This is a genomic window from Paenibacillus sp. FSL H3-0329 (assembly GCF_037963285.1).
Taxonomy (GTDB): Bacteria; Bacillota; Bacilli; order Paenibacillales; family Paenibacillaceae; genus Paenibacillus_AQ; species Paenibacillus_AQ odorifer.
On record NZ_CP150150.1, the window covers coordinates 1,131,878 to 1,151,797 of the forward strand.

Annotated in this window: 21 protein-coding genes, 1 pseudogene and 2 other annotated features; of the genes and pseudogenes, 17 read left to right on the top strand and 5 right to left on the bottom strand. The window is 46.5% G+C overall.

Annotated elements, in window-relative coordinates:
- Nucleotides 1-73: 73 nt before the first annotated feature.
- Nucleotides 74-1,000, top strand: coding sequence for an ABC transporter ATP-binding protein (locus NSQ66_RS04855; protein ID WP_235219382.1), 927 nt, complete (start codon nucleotides 74-76; stop codon nucleotides 998-1,000).
- Complete coding sequence (locus NSQ66_RS04860) at nucleotides 993-1,781, top strand: ABC transporter permease (protein WP_038568926.1); 789 nt, start codon at nucleotides 993-995, stop codon at nucleotides 1,779-1,781. The genes NSQ66_RS04855 and NSQ66_RS04860 overlap by 8 nt, the downstream gene beginning before the upstream one ends.
- A gap of 8 nt (nucleotides 1,782-1,789) precedes the next feature.
- On the opposite strand, the gene NSQ66_RS04865 is transcribed toward NSQ66_RS04860, so the two are convergent.
- Both NSQ66_RS04865 and NSQ66_RS04870 read right to left on the bottom strand, forming a co-directional pair.
- Nucleotides 1,790-2,239 carry a polymer-forming cytoskeletal protein gene (locus tag NSQ66_RS04865; RefSeq protein WP_038568928.1) on the bottom strand — a complete coding sequence of 150 codons (450 nt, stop codon included), beginning with the start codon at nucleotides 2,237-2,239 and terminating at the stop codon, nucleotides 1,790-1,792.
- Nucleotides 2,240-2,276: 37 nt separating this feature from the next.
- Complete coding sequence (locus NSQ66_RS04870) at nucleotides 2,277-3,566, bottom strand: M23 family metallopeptidase (protein WP_076179869.1); 1,290 nt, start codon at nucleotides 3,564-3,566, stop codon at nucleotides 2,277-2,279.
- A 152-nt stretch (nucleotides 3,567-3,718) separates the two neighbouring features.
- On the opposite strand from NSQ66_RS04870, the gene cls reads away from it, so the two are divergent.
- Together cls and NSQ66_RS04880 are read left to right on the top strand one after the other, a co-directional pair.
- Nucleotides 3,719-5,149 carry a cardiolipin synthase gene (gene cls / locus NSQ66_RS04875; protein WP_076104236.1) on the top strand — a complete coding sequence of 477 codons (1,431 nt, stop codon included), beginning with the start codon at nucleotides 3,719-3,721 and terminating at the stop codon, nucleotides 5,147-5,149.
- Nucleotides 5,150-5,389: 240 nt separating this feature from the next.
- Entirely contained in the window at nucleotides 5,390-6,229 is an 840-nt protein-coding gene (locus tag NSQ66_RS04880) for a YitT family protein (protein WP_235219386.1), read from the top strand.
- A gap of 204 nt (nucleotides 6,230-6,433) precedes the next feature.
- Here NSQ66_RS04880 and ligD read toward each other — a convergent pair whose 3' ends face one another.
- A complete protein-coding gene (gene ligD / locus NSQ66_RS04885; RefSeq protein WP_036676536.1) occupies nucleotides 6,434-7,318 on the bottom strand; it encodes a non-homologous end-joining DNA ligase in 885 nt (294 codons plus the stop codon).
- Between the two features lie 146 nt (nucleotides 7,319-7,464).
- Here ligD and NSQ66_RS04890 point away from each other — a divergent pair, with 146 nt between their 5' ends.
- The 5 genes from NSQ66_RS04890 (at nucleotide 7,465) to NSQ66_RS04910 (ending at nucleotide 11,526) form a co-directional block, all read left to right on the top strand.
- Entirely contained in the window at nucleotides 7,465-8,043 is a 579-nt protein-coding gene (locus tag NSQ66_RS04890; RefSeq protein WP_052096798.1) for a sigma-70 family RNA polymerase sigma factor, read from the top strand.
- Entirely contained in the window at nucleotides 8,007-9,191 is a 1,185-nt protein-coding gene (locus NSQ66_RS04895; RefSeq protein ID WP_076141783.1) for a hypothetical protein, read from the top strand. The genes NSQ66_RS04890 and NSQ66_RS04895 overlap by 37 nt, the downstream gene beginning before the upstream one ends.
- A 136-nt stretch (nucleotides 9,192-9,327) precedes the next feature.
- Nucleotides 9,328-9,462: a hypothetical protein gene (locus NSQ66_RS04900; RefSeq protein ID WP_339279607.1), complete on the top strand. Its 135-nt coding sequence runs from the start codon at nucleotides 9,328-9,330 to the stop codon at nucleotides 9,460-9,462.
- 416 nt (nucleotides 9,463-9,878) lie between these two features.
- Nucleotides 9,879-10,694, top strand: a complete 816-nt coding sequence (locus NSQ66_RS04905; protein ID WP_076141784.1) for a hypothetical protein — start codon at nucleotides 9,879-9,881, stop codon at nucleotides 10,692-10,694.
- A gap of 25 nt (nucleotides 10,695-10,719) precedes the next feature.
- Nucleotides 10,720-11,526 (top strand): hypothetical protein, encoded by an 807-nt coding sequence (locus NSQ66_RS04910; RefSeq protein WP_076141785.1) that lies wholly within the window; start codon nucleotides 10,720-10,722, stop codon nucleotides 11,524-11,526.
- 45 nt (nucleotides 11,527-11,571) lie between these two features.
- Here the strand turns inward: NSQ66_RS04910 and NSQ66_RS04915 are convergent, their stop codons facing one another.
- Both NSQ66_RS04915 and NSQ66_RS04920 read right to left on the bottom strand, forming a co-directional pair.
- Nucleotides 11,572-12,519: an RNA ligase family protein gene (locus NSQ66_RS04915; protein WP_038568937.1), complete on the bottom strand. Its 948-nt coding sequence runs from the start codon at nucleotides 12,517-12,519 to the stop codon at nucleotides 11,572-11,574.
- 12 nt (nucleotides 12,520-12,531) lie between these two features.
- Complete coding sequence (locus NSQ66_RS04920) at nucleotides 12,532-13,503, bottom strand: Ku protein (protein ID WP_038568938.1); 972 nt, start codon at nucleotides 13,501-13,503, stop codon at nucleotides 12,532-12,534.
- Nucleotides 13,504-13,642: 139 nt separating this feature from the next.
- On the opposite strand from NSQ66_RS04920, the gene NSQ66_RS04925 reads away from it, so the two are divergent.
- From NSQ66_RS04925 to NSQ66_RS04960, 8 genes and pseudogenes are all read left to right on the top strand, one after another.
- Nucleotides 13,643-13,813: a hypothetical protein gene (locus tag NSQ66_RS04925; protein WP_155288087.1), complete on the top strand. Its 171-nt coding sequence runs from the start codon at nucleotides 13,643-13,645 to the stop codon at nucleotides 13,811-13,813.
- A gap of 31 nt (nucleotides 13,814-13,844) precedes the next feature.
- The gene (locus NSQ66_RS04930) at nucleotides 13,845-14,030 is read left to right on the top strand and encodes an H-type small acid-soluble spore protein (protein ID WP_036676525.1); all 186 of its coding nucleotides are present in this window, start codon (nucleotides 13,845-13,847) and stop codon (nucleotides 14,028-14,030) included.
- A 147-nt stretch (nucleotides 14,031-14,177) separates the two neighbouring features.
- A pseudogene (locus tag NSQ66_RS04935) lies at nucleotides 14,178-14,324 on the top strand (multidrug resistance efflux transporter family protein); the annotation flags it as partial.
- 175 nt (nucleotides 14,325-14,499) lie between these two features.
- A complete protein-coding gene (tsaE, locus tag NSQ66_RS04940; RefSeq protein ID WP_235219385.1) occupies nucleotides 14,500-14,961 on the top strand; it encodes a tRNA (adenosine(37)-N6)-threonylcarbamoyltransferase complex ATPase subunit type 1 TsaE in 462 nt (153 codons plus the stop codon).
- Nucleotides 14,962-14,966: 5 nt separating this feature from the next.
- The gene (gene tsaB, locus NSQ66_RS04945) at nucleotides 14,967-15,797 is read left to right on the top strand and encodes a tRNA (adenosine(37)-N6)-threonylcarbamoyltransferase complex dimerization subunit type 1 TsaB (protein ID WP_036676654.1); all 831 of its coding nucleotides are present in this window, start codon (nucleotides 14,967-14,969) and stop codon (nucleotides 15,795-15,797) included.
- A complete protein-coding gene (rimI, locus tag NSQ66_RS04950) occupies nucleotides 15,794-16,318 on the top strand; it encodes a ribosomal protein S18-alanine N-acetyltransferase (RefSeq protein ID WP_076141787.1) in 525 nt (174 codons plus the stop codon). The genes tsaB and rimI overlap by 4 nt, the downstream gene beginning before the upstream one ends.
- Complete coding sequence (gene tsaD / locus NSQ66_RS04955) at nucleotides 16,315-17,364, top strand: tRNA (adenosine(37)-N6)-threonylcarbamoyltransferase complex transferase subunit TsaD (protein ID WP_036676520.1); 1,050 nt, start codon at nucleotides 16,315-16,317, stop codon at nucleotides 17,362-17,364. Before rimI ends, tsaD begins: the two co-directional genes overlap by 4 nt.
- Nucleotides 17,365-17,406: 42 nt before the next feature.
- Nucleotides 17,407-17,701: a binding site (T-box leader), on the top strand.
- Between the two features lie 52 nt (nucleotides 17,702-17,753).
- Nucleotides 17,754-18,034 (top strand) — a binding site (T-box leader).
- Between the two features lie 236 nt (nucleotides 18,035-18,270).
- Nucleotides 18,271-19,806, top strand: a complete 1,536-nt coding sequence (locus NSQ66_RS04960; RefSeq protein WP_036676518.1) for a 2-isopropylmalate synthase — start codon at nucleotides 18,271-18,273, stop codon at nucleotides 19,804-19,806.
- The last annotated feature ends 114 nt before the right edge of the window (nucleotides 19,807-19,920 follow it).

Sequence of the window (19,920 nt, forward strand, 5' to 3'; positions counted from 1 at the left end):
CGTATCCTCTAGTGATTTTCGGAAAAAAGGGTATATGTGGTAAACTAGGTTATAGATGAAAGGAAGTGAGACTATGTCGAATACAGAAATATTGATGGAGCCTGTTGCCCGCCTGCAGGGAGTCACCAAAAAAATCGGCTCGAAAACGCTGGTGAGCGATTTAACGCTGGACATCCCGCCTGGACAAATCTTCGGTTTTTTGGGGCCCAACGGAGCAGGTAAGACTACTACAATACGGATGATGGTGGGGTTGATTTCCATTAGTCGTGGAGACATCTTGATCTGTGGCCGTAGTATTAAAAACCATTTTGAAGAGGCTATCGCAAATATAGGGGCCATTGTAGAAAATCCTGAGATGTACAAGTTCCTATCCGGTTATCAGAATCTGCGCCAATATGCACGGATGGTGCCAGGGGTAACGAAGCAACGGATAGACGAGGTCGTCGAGCTAGTTGGACTAGGTCAAAGAATTCATGACAAAGTTAAGACCTATTCACTGGGAATGCGTCAGAGGCTGGGAGTGGCTCAGGCACTGCTGCACAGACCCAAGCTGCTGATTCTAGATGAGCCAACCAACGGCCTGGATCCACAAGGGATACGCGAGCTTAGAGACTATTTACGACGTTTATGTCAGGAAGAAGGAACAACTGTATTCGTCTCCAGTCATTTACTTTCCGAGATGGAGCTCATGTGTGACAGCGTGGCGATTATCCAAAATGGACGACTGGTGGATGTGAAGCAGCTGAAAGGGGTAGGCAATACTGCAATGCCTCTGGGAGAAACCTTGTTCGAGGTTGATAATGCTGAAGCTGCTCTAGCCCTCATTGGACGTGGAGTATTTAAGAGTGGGGGACTTGTGCTTGAGGCAGAGCGTGAGGAGATCGCAGAATTAAATGCCAAGCTAGTGGCAGGTGGGATTAAGGTGTATAGCATCAGAGCCCTTGCCCGTACGCTGGAGGATCAATTCTTAGAGGTTACAGGAGGTGAAGGAATTGGGTGAATTTACAGCTCTCATACATAATGAGAATATCAAAATATACAGCCGTGTCCGCACATGGATTATGCTGCTTATTCTTGCAGTGATGAGCGTGCTGCTTCCTGCGCTTATTTATTTCACAAGCGAAGGCGATTCATCGCTTATGGGGCTTTGGGACAACTTTCAGATGACGGTGAGTATTGCGTTCTTCTTGAATACAATATTTACCGTTGTAGTGGCTTCTGACTCCGTAGCGGGCGAATTTACCTGGGGAACCATCAAGCTGTTGCTGATTCGCCCGTGGAGTCGCTCCAAGATCCTGCTCTCGAAATATATTTCCATGGTGTTATTCAGTTTGCTTAGCACCGCAGTATTGATTGCTTTTGGCTTTGCTGCTTCGTTAATCTTCTCCTCATCTTCGGGAGATACGATGTCATCCATTACGGCTTGGAGCCCAGCGGAATATTCCTTCCTAGATCTCCTATGTCGTTACATTGAGCTTTTCCTGACCGCTGCTCTGGCTTTCATGGTATCTAGCGTATTCCGCGCAAGTGGACTGGCTATTGGATTATCCTTATTTATTATGTTTGCCAAGAGTATTTTTACGGTTATTTTTAGTCCAGAACGGTTTGAATGGGCCCAATACTTGATCTTCACACATATGGATCTAAGAGGCTACCTATTGTCGGATACGGGTCCGGGGGGCTCTACACTTGGCTTCTCCATAGCTGTACTAGCGGTGTACTATATCCTATTCCTGGCCATTTCCTGGATTGTCTTCCGTAAAAGGGACGTTGCCTCATAGAAATAAGTCTAGCCGGCTTCGAGTGTTCCTTGTGCTTTGGAGGAGCGCTTGGCTGCCTTGTCCTTTTTCATATTACTTTTGGGCTCACCTGCTTTTTCAGAGGTGGGCTGTTCTTGCATGGCAATGGAGCCATTCAGGAGGCTGCCTTCCATAATGCTAAGTGCTCCTGCTGAAATATTGCCATGTAACTCCCCGGTTCCGGTCATAATGAGTCTGCGGTCTGCGGTAACATCCCCGTATACTTTGCCGGCAATCACGATTTCCTCCGCTTTAATACTGGAGCGCACTGTTCCTTCTTCTCCTACAGTCACGACACCACTGCAAATAATCTCACCGCTAAAGGTACCCTCAATCCGCAGGTTTGTATCGCATTGCACCTTGCCCTCCAGTGTTCCTCCATGCCCTATTAGGGAATCGGTAGATTTAAAGGGGACACGCTGCTGCCGTTTGTTCCACATTTATAAATTCCTCCTATTATATAAATTGAATGAATCCTTAGGGTTTGACATACGCCAAAGGGTTGACAGTTTTATTCTGCTTCACAACCTGAAAATGAAGGTGAGGACCTGTGCTTCGGCCAGTGCTTCCAAGCAAGCCGATTTTTTGCCCCTTGCTAACCTTGTCTCCGGCAGATACGTTCATTCCGTTCAAATGCATGTACCAGGTTTCCAACCCGTTTGAATGCTTAAGCACGATGTATTTTCCGCGTGCGCCCATTTGTTCCGCAGTAATAACCTCGCCATCTAAGGCAGCATATACAGGATCACCGATGTTCCCGGCAATATCGACACCGGAATGGAAAGCAGACAAACCTTTGAATGGATCTGAGCGGTAGCCGAAGCTTGAAGAAATAACTTTGGACTCGGTAGGCCAAAGCGGTACTGCGTTAAGTCTAGCCTTTTCTGCACGGGCCTTTTGAGCTTGCAGATTTGCTTGTACGTTATTCTCATGCTCTGCCTGTGTGATTGTCTGTGTAATACTTTCCACCATTTCATCAAGCATTCCGTGAATCTCCTCAAAGTCATCCTTAGTTTCTTCCACCAAGCTTGTAGCGTCGTTCTGATACACCGCGATGTATTCTCCACCAACCTGTGGGGTGAGTGTTTTTGGAAGGGCTGCAGTAATGGCTCCAAAGCGGAAACTTATGGCGGATAGAGAAGTGGAAGATGAGTTCTCTTCAGTACTCTGCTTAAAGGAGGTCTCTTTAGGAACAGGAGAAGAAAGACGGCTCGATAAACCTAATGTTGAATTTGAAGTGGCCGATCCAGCTTTTGATTTTTCTGTTGCGGATTTCTCCGGTTGGGATTCATTCGTGTCTGTAGCGGCAGCAGCACCTTTGCTTTTGTTAATCAATGCTTGCAGCTCCTGTTCCAGTGCATTTACACTCTTCAGCTTGTCTTTAATGTTATCTGCCTCTTCCGAAAGTTCGCTGACCTGGCTACGAAGCTGGGTTAAATCTTTATCCTTGTCGGCGACCTTCATTTCCATGCGGAGATTGGTTAGCGATAGTGCGGCTGCCTCGGCTTCTAGCTGTGAGATGGACTGAGAGGCATGGAAATGCATAGAGGTGACCAGACTGGAGATAGAGAGGGCTGCTGCTGCCGGCAAAGCGAACGCTAGCGGTTTGGAGATGTGTAGCTGTTTGACTGGACGTCCGGCATCCCTTACGACAAGCAGCGTAATCCGTTTATGATCTGGCTGACTCTTCATGGCTTCTCCTTTCTGCGGCTTATGGCAGCCGCTTGCGATACCTGAGGCTAACGACTTTTCTTCCATTAGGCTCATCCGAATTGTCCTACTACTCTATGTATTCCATATCTTTCAGGAACATGACAACGGTTTGTTTGAATAAAGAAGGAGAGTTACGGCAAAACCTGTACTAGAGTCATCGCAGAGAGTCTATTGCATCTGTTTTTATTAATTGAGGGGGTAGAGAATTGAAGATTTTTGCGATAATTCTAATTCTTTTTATCATACAGATTGCATTGATTGTATTTCTGGAGTACCGCCGCCCGCAAAGGGCTATAGCATGGTTGTTTATTTCCTTCTGTTGTCCACCGCTTGGTCTGGCATTCTATTATTTTCTAGGTCGTGACTACAGACAGAATAGAAAATTGAACAAAAGATGTACTTCGCTCTTCCGGGAAATTCGTTCGTATGTCACTGGCAAGATTAAGGTAGTAAAACAAGCGTCGGATACTGGAAACGCTCAGTTTGAGAATAACGAAGGTTTATTGGTTTTGCTTGCAAAGCTCTCGGAAGGGCCTATTACAGGCCATAACAAAAGCAGAGTACTGTCAACTGCGAGAGAAGCGTACGACGCAATGCTGAAAGCCATGGAAGAGGCAAAAGAACATATCCACATGCAATTTTATATTTATCGTGATGATGAGATCGGAGAGCAATTTCAGGACGTTATGATTCGAAAGGCGCGGCAGGGAGTTAAGGTGCGTTTGCTTTGTGATGGACTGGGCAGTCATCGATTAAGCCGTAGGTTTATTCAAACCATGAGAAATGCCGGGGTGGAGTTCCACTTTTTTTTACCTCCGGTTAGTTCTTTACTGGATCGTCGTTTTAATTTCCGCAATCATCGGAAGATCCTAGTGGTGGATGGATTGATTGGTTTTACGGGTGGAATGAATATCGGGGATGATTATTTAGGAAAGGACGCCAAGATGGGTTACTGGCGCGATACTCATCTGCGTCTAGAAGGAGATTCTGTTTATTATATTCAGTATGTCTTCCTGAAGGATTGGAGACTGGCCTCTGGTGAAGGTATGAGTCATCCTCGTTTGTTCCCTGAGCATTTTTGTAAGGAGCAAGAAGCCGTGCAGATTGTAGGAAGTGGACCGGATGCTGCGATCGATGCTTCTCAGGAGATGTATTTTGCCGCTTTTTGCTCTGCTAGGGAACGGATCTGGATTACTTCACCGTATTTTATTCCGGACCCTGCGATTTGTCGTGCTTTGAAGAGTGCAGTCCTTCGTGGAGTGGATGTTAGAATCATCATTCCGGCGAAGCCTGATAATAAGCTCGTTTATCATGCTTCTTTGTCTTATCTGGAGAATTTACAAGATGCAGGCGTGAAGTTCTATCGCTACACCAAAGGATTTATGCATGCCAAAGTCATGATTGTGGATGATCTGCTGGGTACGGTGGGAAGTGCGAATCTGGATATGCGCAGCTTCTATTCTAATTTCGAAATGACAGCGGTTTTGCTGCATCCTGAGACGATAGCAGTGCTAGTCGCGGGGTTTGAAAAGGATCAAAAGCATAGTGAATTCATTGATCCTGTAAAATTTAAGGAGAGAGGGAGAATTGTCAAACTCGGTGAAGGGCTATGTCAGTTGTTATCACCGCTGTTATGACCGGAAAGAGGACTAAATCTGAATTTTTCGAAGGATAGTACGTGTTCCATTCATTATTAGAGCATATTTTGTGATATAATAATTGTATAAGAAGAAATGTAAGAAAGTATAGATTGTAATTATACTTCCGAATGTTTCAAAACTATATTGTTAAATTGTAGGGGGAGTTCTATGAATGTGAGTCCACAAATGTTTACCAAAGAGGAGCAGAACAAACTGCAGAAGACCGGTGCCCATAAAATGGCTAAGTTCGCGCAGCGTATGGTTATGTTATCCATTGGGGCCGCCATGATGGCTGTTGCACTTGAGATATTCCTAGTACCTAATCAAATGATTGATGGCGGGATTACCGGTATCTCCATTATTTTATCACATTTATTCGACATTCCTCTGGGTATTTTATTGACACTGCTCAATCTTCCGTTCCTGTTAATCGGTTATAAGCAAATCGGTAAGACATTTGCCTTATCTACCTTATATGCGATTTTACTTATGTCTATCGGCACTTCAATGCTGCATCATGTAGAGGCCTTTACAGTTGAACCGATGCTTGCTGCCGTGTTTGGCGGTATCATACTAGGTGTAGGTGTTGGGTTGGTTGTACGTTTCGGGGGATCTCTAGACGGTACAGAAATTGTTGCGATTTTAGTGGCTAAGAAGCTTCCCTTCTCTGTAGGTGAAGTAGTTATGTTCTTCAACCTGTTCATCTTGTCCGGAGCTGGATTTGTGTTCGGTTGGAATAACGCGATGTTCTCCCTGATTGCTTATTATATTGCATTTAAGGTTATTGACATTACCCTTGAGGGTCTGGATCAATCGAAATCAGTATGGATTATCAGCGATAAATTCCGGGATATTGGGGAAGCTCTGACAGAGCGTCTCGGACGTGGTGTTACTTATTTAGATGGAGAAGGCGGATTTTCCGGTGAGAACAAGAAAGTGATCTTTGTAGTTATCACCCGTCTGGAAGAAGCTAAGCTTAAAACCATTGTTGAAGATTGGGATTCTGATGCATTCATCGCAATAGGTAACATCCATGATGTTAAAGGTGGCCGCTTCAAGAAGAAATCCATCCACTAGCGTAGCTCTTAAGTATCATTAACTGAAAGAAGGTATTTTTACGGATAAAAAAGCAATAAATACGGTGAACAAAGCTCGGCATGCCGTATTCTTATATAGTATACCTTCTGTCCTTGAGTGGGACGCCAAATAAGCTCGTAGCATGTAGTTGATGCTGCGGGCTTATTGCTGTTTTTGGGGTCTTTTTTCTATGGGATTGCTCCTTTATGGGAGCTTTGCGATGAGCTGTTCAACAGGCTGTGGTGGCACTTTCTCTAAAAGATCTCCCATACGCTGAAGGCGTTCCTCGATATTAAGCAGATGAAAATTAGAGGGAGATACATTTTGCTGAACCTCCTCCCAGAGCAAGGGTGTAGAAACTGTAGCAAGCGGTCTTGCACGCGGTGTGTAAGGTGCAGCTAATGTTTTGCCGCTATAATGCTGGAGGTAGTCGAAATAGATTTTATCTCCGCGATTCTTTTTTAGACGTTCCAGGGTGAACAGGTTGGGATGCTTTTCGGTGACATAACGACCCACAAAATGCCCGATTTTCCGCAATCCATCAAAAGTAACACCAGTCTCGATAGGGACGATGATCTGCACCCCGGTAGCACCAGAGGTTTTGGGTACAGAGGAGAGGCCAAGGGAGGTTAAAACCGCCCCAACGATCGCAGTTGCTTCCATGATACGAGGTTCGATTTCAAGTGAAGGATCAAGATCAATCATCCATTCACAGGGCAGCTCGCTGCCTACATAATGCAGGGAAGGGTGAAATTCCAAAGCAGCCAGATTCCCCAGCCAGATCAGCTCAGGTAAGCCTTGCAGCTTGATATAGTTAATATTCTCGTGTACAGCGGTTTGGACAAAGGCCGGAAGAGGATCAGGCGCATTTTTCTGATAAAAGGACATTCCAGAGATGCCGTGCGGATAACGAATGACGGTAAGCAGCCGGTCCCGGCAATAACGCAGCAGATAGGGAGAGAGTGCAGCGAGCTTTTGCAGATAAATCCGTTTTGTAATGCCACATTCAGGCCACAGCAGCTTCTCTGGATTAGTGATGATGATTTCTTCTCCGTCTATGGTAATTGTACCTTTGATCGCTGCCGGCATCGGGAAACTCCTTTCTGTGATAGGAATGAAGGTATTATGTGTCAGTCTGCTCCTTTTCATGAAAAAAATATTCCCAAAGTGTCCCTTTTGGATGATCATAAGACTTATAAAGATATACGATTATTAGAAAGGGGAGTTTGCTGATTTTGGACGGGATCGAGCACACCGTTGTTCGGGTACAGGCAGGCGAGGTTGAGTCTTATGCCTTGGTCGTCGAGGCTTTTCAAAAGCCGATTTACCGCTATTGCTGTCGGCTGCTTGGGAGCCGTACTGAAGCTGAGGATGCAGTACAGGATATTCTGGTAAAGGCATATCAGCATATAGGCACATACCGCCCTACCGCGAGCTTCTCTTCATGGCTATATAAAATTGCCTACCATCATTGCCTTAGTCTAATCCGCAAACGTCAAAGCCATATAAAGTTTATGGCGCTTTATCAACCAGATCCGCCTGCAGAAAGCCCGGAACAGTTGATGGACCGTTACATATTTAACGAACATCTGACTTTAGCCCTCGCGAAGCTGAAGACAGAGGAGCGAAACCTGTTAGTACTTAGAATCTTTGAGGAACAGAGCTTCCCGGAGATTGCGGAGATTCTGGATAAGAATACTGATGCTGTGAAGAAGAAATACAGGCGAACGATTACGAAGCTTGGCAAAATGCTGAATGCTCAGAAAGGGGGAACGGAATGGTGCGGCAACGAGGCTTTGTTGAAGAGAAAATGATCAAGAAAATGGATGCGGTAGGGAGCTGCGAAGAGCTGGATGTAAAAGCAGCTGTTATGAAGCGGGTAAGAGCAATTCATGAACAACAGAATAGGATTGACGGTGAAAGGACGAGCATGGTTAGCGAGCTGAAGCCGTTCCCAGAACCGGAAGATCCTATTATGCAGAAGCAAAAGGAGATGCCCCAACACCCGTCTAGGTTTAGAAAAAGAGTGCTCACTGGAGTCTCCGCGGCTGTATTGCTGGGGATTATCGGGTTGGGTGCTCTGCAGCTGTCTGAACATGGAAAGTTATCGGAACAAGGTAGCCAGTTTACAATTGATATCACAAAACCCCAAGGTGGTATTATTACACTAGTGAACAGCGGAGGGAAGGCTGTTGTGAAGACGGTGCATAATAATACGCCTGATCCGACAACCTCGCCTGCGATAGAGAAGTATCAGAGCTTATCTATGACTTATAAAGAGCAAGTGCTTGCTCGTTTAAACACCGGGGAAATGGCTGCTTATTATGTGAAGGATGCTGAATTAAATAAGCTGGAGTTAGGGTTAGGCTATGGAAATCAATTGCAGTTTGCTTTTATTTCGCCGGTGTATTCGAAATATCAAGACTTCGTAAAAGAATTAAAAAATGTTGGCGATTTCTGGCCAGGGTTGCCTTCCTCGTTAGCTGATGGTTATGAATTCGAGCAAGGAACTTTTAATGCAGCTCCCCTATACAGGTCGCTAGACACAGAATATGAAGAAATCCTTGAACAATTTCAAAAAAAGGCTACAACCGATAAAACTGGCCAAAAGTTGTTTATGGAGAAGATAGCTGTAAATTCCATAGATAATGCTGAAGTTACCTACCACAAGGGACATGAAAGAATAACACTATCCTTAAGGCAGAGTGCCTTTAGGGGTTATACCATGCAAGTGTCTATCTTGGAAGGCCAGACTGCTGAAAAATGGTCTGTGACAGGCACGGGGAAAGAGGCAGTTTTTATCGCGGCGGGTACTGGAAAAGGGAAGAAAGCTTGGTCTTCTCAGAATCGATTGTATTGGTATGATGAAGTCACCCAGATGGTTTTTTCTCTAAGCGACAAGCAGGAGAGTAAACTGACTCGTGAGCAATGGCAAAAGATTGCCACCAGTTTTATTCACTAGCTACTGTTCTAACTGTACATTATGAGAAGCTGTCTCAAAAGTAGTGAATTCTACTTGGGAGGCAGCTTTTTTTATGGAATAGGAAAAGTAATGGATATTACTGTGCCATGTGACGATATGCCACGCGTAGTGTTCTATGCTACTGATTGGGGCGGTGGGCGATGTGCTATGTGTGATTTTCATGCGGCTTGCAGTAGATGATCTTGTGGAATTAGTGGTATATGTGACGGTGGACTATGGGCGTTACGTTCTGTGTTTGTGCAATGTATAGAGTGCTTTAAACTAATTAGGGAAAAACTCCCTGAAAATAGCCGCTATTTGCTCTAAATGAACGAAATCAGGGAATTCCTCCCTAATAATCATGGGAATTTCTTTATTCGTTGCCGAATTGGCTGAATTTCAGGGAAGTTTTCCCTAATTATAAGTCCGATGAACAGAAATCTCTGAATTTTAGGGAGAAATCCCCCAATTATTCTATAAGAGCTTTACTTATTGCATCACTTGGTGCGTCACTTGTAATGTTAAGAACAAAAAAGAGGCTGTCCCCAAAGTCATGAAATAGTTGCTTGGGACGACCTCTTTTTTTGTGAGAAAATGTCCCTTTTTCTAATGATGGATTGTTATAGAAGTGTAGTTAAAAAAAGTGGTGAAAATACATTACCATTTTGAAGGAGAGGATGTTAGAAATTGAAGCTTCATTATGATTTCAAAAAAACACTGATCGCACTCTCTGCAGCAATCTTGCTGGGAACAGGAGTGGCCGGGGGTGAGGATGTACCTGGCTTGTCCCTTACAATTGCGGTGGCATCAGGACAGCAGGCTGCATCACAAACTGATCAGAAGACTCAAAAGGAATTGCAGGCACTCGTAGCTGGAGTGAATGAAGGTTCGCTTTTGGCCTACTACGTACGGGATAAAGTCTCCAATCCACAGGATACGATCAGCTTCTCTGGTAAAGGGTTTGTTTTTAAAGACTATAAATCCTTTGCAGCTAAGTTTAAAGCGCTAAAGGGTCCGTCTTCTCCGCAGCCCGGAAATCTTCCCAAAGGCTTCACTCTGGCGACAGCCATCATCTATCCACCGGCTGTAGCTAATGATTCAGAGCTGTACTTGCAACTAGAGCAGGAATTGAAAGCAGCAGCAGCTGCTGGTAATTCTAATAAACAGTTGTTTAGTAAAATCATCAGCTGGAACCAGACGAATTTGTCTATGCAGCTGTATGCCAAAGGAAAAGCTAATTTTAGCATTGTAACTGGGTCGCCGCCCGCCAAACTTCCGGAAGGAGCGGTACCTTTTGTACGAGCTTCGGAAACTAAGAAAGAATTAACGGTCAACGGCAGGAAAGTAGTACTTACAACTGATTCCGCTAAAGACGCGAGCTTTAACACAAAGCTAGTGTGGCTGGATAACTCAGGCACGATACAATATACCCTTTCAGACAATCGGGCCAGTACGCTGGCGACAAATGAAATGTTGGCGGTAGCTAAAACCATAATCAAATAACCAAGGGGTTAAGGAGGATATCATAATGATGATTAAGGAAAGCGCGGCGATTACAGCCTTAAGCTTATTAGTATTGATGAGTGCGGTGAGTGGAACAGCAGGCGCAGTGCCTGCGGGGAGTAATAATAAAAGTAAAGCTACCGCACCCGTTGAGCAGAATACGCCCGTATCTTCAACGATTGAAGCTTTGATTGCCAAAGAAAATACGGTTCCCTTACAAGCAGGCGAACTTAAGGTTCTGTATGTAAATGATAAGAAATCTAATCCATATGAAACCTTGAGTATAAGCTATATGCCATATAGATTCAGTTCTGTAAACGAAGCGGCGCAGAAGTTTTTTTCCTTAAGCGGGAAGTCACTCCTGATACCCACTTCTCTACCAGAGGATTATAAGTTGCAGGATGTCGTTTTAAATCCAGTGATTCCAATGTTTTTTAGCTCAGAGTATAAGACTCTCAGGGATCAGTTAAAAGCTAAAGCCCAAGCTGCTGGCAAAAAGGTGATTTCGCAAAGCTTGAAGTGGAGCAATACAGAAACTTCTATCACCTATCTACGAAATGGAGAGAGGGTGAATTTAAGATCTGCACCTGCATACACGCTACCGGAAGGGTTGACTTTGGCCCAGCTGCCTGGCGACCAAGATGAGAATTTGAACATCAACGGAGTTGAGGCGGTTTACACAGTTTTTGGGCCTCATCACGGAGATCTTAAAGTCCAGCTGGTATGGTCCAGTGCTGATGGAAGTGTCGATTATACGTTTACGAGTACAAAAAATACTGCGCAGACAAAGGCAGAGCTGGAGGCCCTTGTAACAAGACTTACAGTGCAATAAGAAACGTCCTCCCACTTCAGATTGGGAGGACGTTTCTTTATTAATTTATCCTTTTTGCTCCATTGTGCATGACTCCGGGGGAAGATCCACTTTAGCTTGAGTAACAGGCTGACGCAGAGTGCCTGAGGTGTTCCATTCCAGAAAATGAACTTTGAAGACGAGCTCCGGCTTTATCCAAAAAGCACCCTTGCCTCGCTGTGGAACATCGGCAAAGGGCATCCGATCCAGCTTAAGGCGGTGTGCCTCCGCAGTTAAGTCGCGTTTATCCTGTACAGTCAATTTGCCCGGACCGGCATGTCCGATATAATGCAAATTTCCTTTATCATCATAAAGACCAAGAAGTAGTGCGTTGACGATACCGTCACGGAACGTCACACCCCCGGCTACAGCTGTAATATCAGAACTGATTTTGCGTTTCTGCCAACGTTTATCTTTTCCGCCCGGAGCATAAGTACTGTTGATGTCCTTGCAGACGATTCCTTCCAAACGCTGGTTCTGAGTGGCGGCGAACAGTTCTGTAGGATCGGTATAACTTGGCACAGCTTGAACATGGGGATGGGGCAGCAGAATGTCACTTAACAGCTGCTGCCGCAAGAATAATGGTTGATCCATCGTCGATTGGCCATTATAAAACAGAATATCAAAAATCATATAAATGACAGGAACCTGATGCCTAACGACGGAAATCGTGGAACCATTTTTTAAACTGTCCCTCCGCATCACCTCGTGAAATGAGGGTTTGCCGTCCTTGAGTGCGATAATCTCACCATCAAGAATAACGGAGCCAGCCTTGCAGTAAGCAGATACATCAGTAAGCTCCGGGTATTGCATGGTACGGTAATTGCCACGTCTGTTAATAAGCTGAGTAGTGCTTCCATCGTAATAGGACAACATCCGCACACCGTCCCATTTAATTTGTGCGATCCACTGGTCACCTGCTGGAAGCTGCCCAGCCAGTATAGGTTCAAAAGGAATAATGGGCTGAAGCTTCATCCGCAGAGCCTCCTAAGATACGGTTGTTTTGCTTTTTGTGCTGCGGCGTTTCGGTTTCGGCGTAATAACAGGAGTCGGCCCGGAGACCTCGTTTTGCTGCTCCGCAGGTTCCGCGGCGGTTGTTTTGGTCTTGGTTGTTTTTCTTTTGGCAGCAGGAGCCGCTTTAGTTTTGGTTTTTGTGGTGCCTGTTAATGAAGGACCAGGGTCTGAAGGAATATGCTGCACAGCTTGAATACTGGCCTGCAAGGCAGCCATTAGATCAATCACATTGCTTTCCTGTTTAGCAGGAGCGATATGAAATTCCTCGCCTGCAATTTTATGTGAAATCAGATCAAGCATACGCTGGCGATAATCATCGGTATATTTTGCCGGATCAAAAGGAGTGGATAGCTGTGAGATCAGCAGCTTAGCCATTTCCAGCTCTTTATCGTTCACTGTCCCTGCTTCGGGCAGACCGGGCACTTGTGAGATCGGCCGCACCTCATCGGGATAAAAAATGGTCTCAATCGCAAGGCAATCCTCAAGCACACGGATCGCTGCCAGACTGCTTTTTGAGCGAATTGAAATTTTGGCGATGCCAATTTTACCTGTCTGCTTCATGGCCTCCATAAGAAGTCGATAAGCATTTGATCCTGCCTGATCCGGGGATAAATAATAGGTTTTTTGAAAATAAATCGGATCGATTTCCGTCAGGTCTACAAAGTCGAGAATGGAGATGCTTTTACTGGTCTCGTCGGATAGTTGATCCAATTCCTCTTTGTCGAAGAGCACAAACTTCCCTTTTTCATACTCATATCCTTTACCGATCTCTTCCCAAGCTACTTCTTTGTCACATACCGGGCATTTGCGTACATACGACAGTGGGCTGCCACATTCCTTATGGATATAACGCAGAGAAATGTCCTTGTCTTCCGTAGCGGAGAACATTTTAACCGGAACATGCACAAGCCCGAAGCTGATGGCTCCTTTCCAAACGGTATGCATGAGAAACACCTCCTGATCTAAGTTGATTTGCTTTGGGTTAGTATGAGGCAGGAAAGGCTTTTCTAGCCGGGTGCATTTTTTGAGAAGCTTGGGAAAAAATAAACTCGGACCTGTGAAGTTGAGGAGGAGAATCTAAGGTATGGAACCAAGAGATAACGAATGGAGCGATGCGCTGAGCGAGCAGGATATTCCGGCCACAGTTGTGGATTGGGAGAGCATTATTGCGCCCACGGAGGCCAGTCAGGTATCCGATTCGGAAAAGCTGGATGCAGAACGAACCCTCGAAGATACGTCACCCTTAGAATCGTAAACTTTAGGAAAGATAAAGGAGGAGAACAGTTGTGGACGTCAAACGGGCACAGGATATTTATGCTTCTAAAGAGACTGTAAGTGTACATTTGGATGGGGAGCCTGTCTGGATTGAACATGTGGATGAAGAGAACGGTATGGCTACGGTACAAGTTGGCTCTCGACCAACCAATACGCACACTGTGGGTGTTGAGCGACTCGAAGAGCAAGAGCACTAACAAAGGTCAACTTAGAGCGTACGTTAAAGCTGAATTATAGTTTTTAAAAAAAGAGACTTTTTATGCTTAAGTTTGCGTAAAGGTCTCTTTTTTGATTTGGTGCATAACTGACATCAAGGTTGACGGTGTAAGATTTAAACCAATATATTGGGTCAGGCAGGACAGTCCATTATTGTTGCGCTGAGTTCAGGAGTTATTGCGACAGTATTATTTTTTCAAGCTACGGATATGGTAAGGAGCAGTATGAGCGGATTAGCGGTAGTCGAAGCCACTCAATCTCGCAGCGTTCTGTATCGAAATCCAGCTTAACCATGCAAGTGAAAAAGAGGGCTGTACCTCCTTCGGCTTAAACAATGGGCAGGGACAGTTGTTGCGGTGGATGGACCATACCGATATAATTGAATGTAATGGTTTTCGACAGGGATATTTTAAAAGGTGGTAGTTGTAGTTGGACAAAACAGTCGAAGCGGTGTTCACGTACCGTTCTTACAATCTGCAGGATACGGAGCAACTGGCAAGTGCAATAGCTGCTGCTTCAACGGCAGGAATGGTTATCGGTTTGGACGGTGATCTAGGCGCAGGAAAAACGGCCTTCTCGCAAGGTTACGCTCGCCATCTTGGAGTGAAAGGGATCGTAAACAGTCCTACTTTTACTATTATTAAAGAGTACGAAGGTCGTCTGCCGTTATATCACATGGATGTATATCGGATTTCACTTCAGGAAGCAGATGAGCTTGGATTGGATGAGTATTTCTATGGTCAGGGTGTTTGTTTGGTAGAATGGAGCAGTATTATTACGGAGTTAATGCCGCCGCGGCATATGCATATATACATGGAAACAGTTGGACCGGAGGAACGAATCATTACGGTGACCGGAATCGGGGCGCCTTATGGTGAGCTTTGCCGGGAGCTGATCCAGAAGTGGGGTTAATGAATATGACGAATGAGAATACAGAGCCGCGCAAGCGGCTTTTAGCGCTGGATACATCAACTGCCGTATTGGGGGTTGCAGTGACCGAAAATGGAGAATTATTGCATGAAATTAATGCTTCCGGTGAACGGAATCATTCGGTGCATTTGCTGCCGATTATAGAGCAGGCGCTGCAAGCTTCGGGAACAACCGTTGCTAATCTGGGCGGGATTGCAGTTGGTGTGGGTCCGGGATCTTATACGGGAACACGGATCGCGGTTACGGCTGCCAAAACGCTGGCTTGGGCATGGAATGTCCCAGTAGTTGGTGTTTCGAGCCTGCATGCTGTGGCATGGGGTGGGTATGAAACTGCCCTTAAGAATAAGACGACAGCAGAGTCAGGACAAGCCAGTGCGAACAGTGGCTACGGTCCAGACTGGATCATTCCACTGATGGATGCGCGCCGGGGACAGGTCTACACAGGGTTATTCGCAGCGGATGGGAATAGTGCTCTCAGCCGCCTTGAACCAGATGCCATCCGGTTGATGGCCGACTGGGTGGAGTACTTGGCAGAACGTTTACAACAGGCTTCAGCCGAAGGAACTAAACCAGCTATTCTATGGTTTGTTGGAGAAACCGCTGTGCATGGCAGCGAAGAATCACTACATCCGCTGGCGGAACTCGGCACTTCTGTAGCTGTTCCTTATGAGCTGGAGGGGCGTTGGACAGGCTTCCTTGGTGAAGCCCGGCTGCAAGTAGAGAATGATGATATTCATAGCTTAATCCCTAACTATACTCAGATTTCGGAAGCGGAGGCCAATCTGCGGTTAAGTAGTAAAGGAGGCTTAAAACGATGACGGAAGTGGAATCATTGAGAGCACAAGAGGCTGATCTTGTTTTTCGCCTGATGAAGCTGGAGGATATTCCGGACATTCTTATTATTGAGCGCGAAGCCTTTACCATGCCGTGGACAGAGGAAGCTTTCCGGAATGAGCTGACGCATAATCATTTTGCTAAATACATGGTCATGGAGCTGGCGGGTCATATCATTGGCTATGCTGGAATGTGGGCTATCGTGGATGAGGCGCATGTGACGAATATTGCCTTACTCGAAGCTTATCATGGACGTAAATGGGGGGAGCGCCTGTTGGAAGAGTTAATGAATACTGCCTCTTACGTAGGCATGAAGTCCATTACACTTGAGGTGCGGGTATCCAACGAGGTAGCTCAGAATTTATATCGTAAAAAAGGCTTTCGTTCTGCCGGCACGCGCAAAGGATATTATTCCGATAATCGCGAGGATGCACTCATTATGTGGGCGGATCTACCGGAGTATAAGGAGCATGGCTATTTGGAAGGAAGCGTGGACTTGAAATGAAGACAGAAACAGGCGCAGCTCAACCTGTACTAATACTTGCTATAGAGACTAGTTGTGATGAAACCTCGGTGGCCGTGGTCAAAAACGGATCAGAAGTGTTATCCAACATTATCTCGAGTCAAATAGAGACACATCGCGCTTTTGGGGGCGTGGTGCCAGAAGTGGCTTCCCGTAAACATGTGGAGGTAATTACGCTCGTAATCGAGGAAGCGCTCGCCAAGGCAGGCGTTACACCCGAACAATTGACTGCGGTAGCGGTGACTCAAGGCCCGGGGTTGGTGGGCGCTTTACTGGTCGGTGTAGTAGCAGCTAAAAGCCTTGCCCTTGCATGGGGCAAGCCGTTAATTGGCACGCATCATATTGCAGGCCACATCTATGCTAACCGCCTGGTTGCAGAGTTGCAGTATCCTTGCATGACACTAGTGGTGTCAGGTGGACATACTGAACTGGTTCATATGGAGCGTGAGGGTGAGTTTCGAATTATCGGCCGCACGCGTGATGATGCTGTAGGTGAAGCATATGATAAAGTGGCTCGGGCGCTTGGGTTCCCTTATCCCGGTGGCCCCCATGTAGACCGCCTGGCACGCGAAGCGACGGAAGTTGTTGCATTGCCGCGGGTATGGCTGGAGCCGAACTCTTATGATTTCAGCTTCAGCGGTCTAAAATCGGCGGTGCTGAATGTGGTGAATCAGAGCAAAATGAAAGGTCTTGAACCCAATGTCGCAGGCATCGCCCGGGGGTTCCAAGAATCGGTAGTAGAAGTGCTGGTGGAAAAGGCGGTACGCGCCGTTAAAGCCACTAACTCCAAACAGTTATTGCTCTGTGGGGGTGTCGCTGCTAATGGTGGACTCCGCTCGGCATTAATCTCGCGCTGTGAAACGGAGGGCATTGAACTTATTATTCCGCCCCCGGTATATTGCACTGATAATGCGGCGATGATTGGAGCAGCTGCATACGTGAAGTGGCAGCATGACGGTGGAATACCGCTGGATATGGTTGCTGACCCTGGATTCTCACTGGAACAATGGTCTGTATCTGCCTATTGACATCATTTGGAGCTAACGAGTATAATCAGTTCAATTAAACAAGCAAACGCGATGAGCGGAAGTAGTAAGGATACTCTGGGATAAGAGAACTGCGGGTGGGTGCAACGCAGTCGAAGGAGTCCTGAACTCGTCTGGGAGCGGAGCGGTGGAAGCATTACTGGCAATTGTCGCCGGAACGTTTGTACACCGTTTACGGGTAACCTCCGTGATAGGGTGGTCTAGTACCTAACATACTGGACCGTAGAGTGGATGTTCAATTGGAATCGACAGTAACTTAGCCGATACAGAGCATCAACAAGAGTGGTACCGCGAAGGTTAACAGCCTGTCGTCTCTTGAATGAGATGGCAGGCTTTTTTGTATGGATTTAGAGTGGTGAATAATTTATATTACACACGCTAAGAACGGGAGTAGTAGAGTTTGACGGTGAACAGAGAGCTGCGGGTTGGTGCGACGCAGTCACCGGATTTCTTGAAGCTCGCCCGGGAGCGGAGCGGCGGAACTAGAGTACGCTGCCTACGATTGTCCTCGTTATCGGACCTTTCCGGATTTAAGCTGGCACTCCAGCTTAAATCGGGAAGAAGAGCTGGACGCAGCTTTAAGGCTTGTTATTAAGACAGCCGATGCGTCAAAAAGAGTGGTACCGCGGAGGGGTAACCCGCCGTCTCTTTATTAGAGACGGCGGGTTTTTGCGTTCTTGTAGAAGAAGTCCGAGTTATGGACTCATCGCTACATAAGACGCCAAAATTGAACGCTCTGCACATTGTGCAGAGATTCATTTGTATCAGCTGCCGGCAGCAGTGGGTGGGAAATGAGCAGAACCGCAAGTCGACGTGTGGTTCTGCGCTGAAGCATAGGATAGAGATAAAGCATCCAATTACATGAAAACAAAACTAGGAGGAATTTAGATGATTATTCCAGTTAAGAAACGTATACAAATTTTCGATACGACTCTGCGCGATGGTGAGCAAGCCCCTGGGGCGAGTCTGACTCCTGAGCAAAAAATATTGCTGGCCTATAAGCTTGCTGATCTGGGTGTTGATGTAATGGAGCCGGGGTTCCCGGTATCGAGTCCTGGAGATTTTGCAGCGGTGCAGACGATTTCGCGCAAGGTGCGCAACGTGGAGATTTGTGGTTTCGCGCGGGCCGTAAAAGGAGACATCGATGCTGCAGTCCGGGCCACTCAAGACGCTGAACGTCGGCGGATTCACTTGTTTATTTCTTCTTCTGATATTCATTTGCAGCATCAACTACGTATGAGCAGAGCTGAAGTCGTAGCTAAAGCGCGCGAGATGACGGCTTATGCGCGACAATTCTGTGATGTAGTTGAATTCACGGCCATGGACGCTGCACGGACAGGGATTGATGATCTGATTGAAATGGTTGAGGCAGTTATAGAGGAAGGGGCCTCCATTATTAACCTGCCGGATACAGTAGGATACGCATTGCCACATGAATATGGCGAGATGTTCCGGAGAGTGCGGCAGGGAGCAAGAGGTGGCGGCAAGGTCAGCTATAGTGCCCACTGTCATAATGACTTGGGGCTGGCTGTAGCTAACAGTCTGGCAGCGATTGATGGAGGGGCGACTCAAATAGAAGTCACCGTGAACGGTGTAGGTGAGCGCACAGGGAACTGCGCACTGGAAGAGCTTGTTATGGCGCTCGAAACCCGCGGCGATGCAATCGGTGCAGAAACAGGCATCGTGCTCGATAAACTGTATGATACTTCACGGCTGATTAGTGGAGCGATGCATTTCCCAATCGCCTATAACAAGCCGGTCGTCGGAAGAAATGCCTTCCAGCATGAATCCGGGATTCATCAGGATGGCCTGCTCAAGGATCGTAGTACCTATGAGATTATGGATCCCGAACGGCTGGGCATCCCCCGCAGCATGATCATTCTGGGCAAACATTCTGGCAGACATGCGCTGAAGGATCGGGCTGCGAAGTATGGAATAACGCTGGAGCCTGCGGAGTTGGATGCACTTTATGAGTCCTTTAAAGAGACCGCTGACCGTCAAAAGGTCGTAAGTGATGACCAGCTGCTGCAAATGGTAAGCAGTACAACTGGACAACAAGCTCAGGTCTATGAGCTGGGTGAGGTTCAGGTATTGGCGGGCAGTGCCCAGCGCCGTGTAGCTGCAGTTACGGTACGCCATCTGCAGACTGGCCGGGAAACGTCACATACCAGCACTGGTGAAGGTCCGCTTGAAGCGATTATCGCTGCTATTGGGCAAGGGATTGCTGAGGAGATAGACTTTGCAGGGCTCGAGCTTCATTCGCTTGGAAGCGGAGAGAATGCGCAAGCAGAAGCAGCGGTGATGGTGGAGTGGGAGGGCCTTAAATTCAGAGGCACAGCCACTCATCAAGATATAATTATGGCGGCAGGCATCGCTTATATCGCAGCCTGTAATGCTGCCCTGCTCTCTACACAGATTGTCTAAAATACGACGTGCCCGCTGTCAGTTTAGGAGATAGCGGGTTCTTTTTTAGCAGAAAATCAGTCTTGTAAAATGGGGTTACGTCTTTTGTCAAGTTGTGGACAACGTTATCCACAT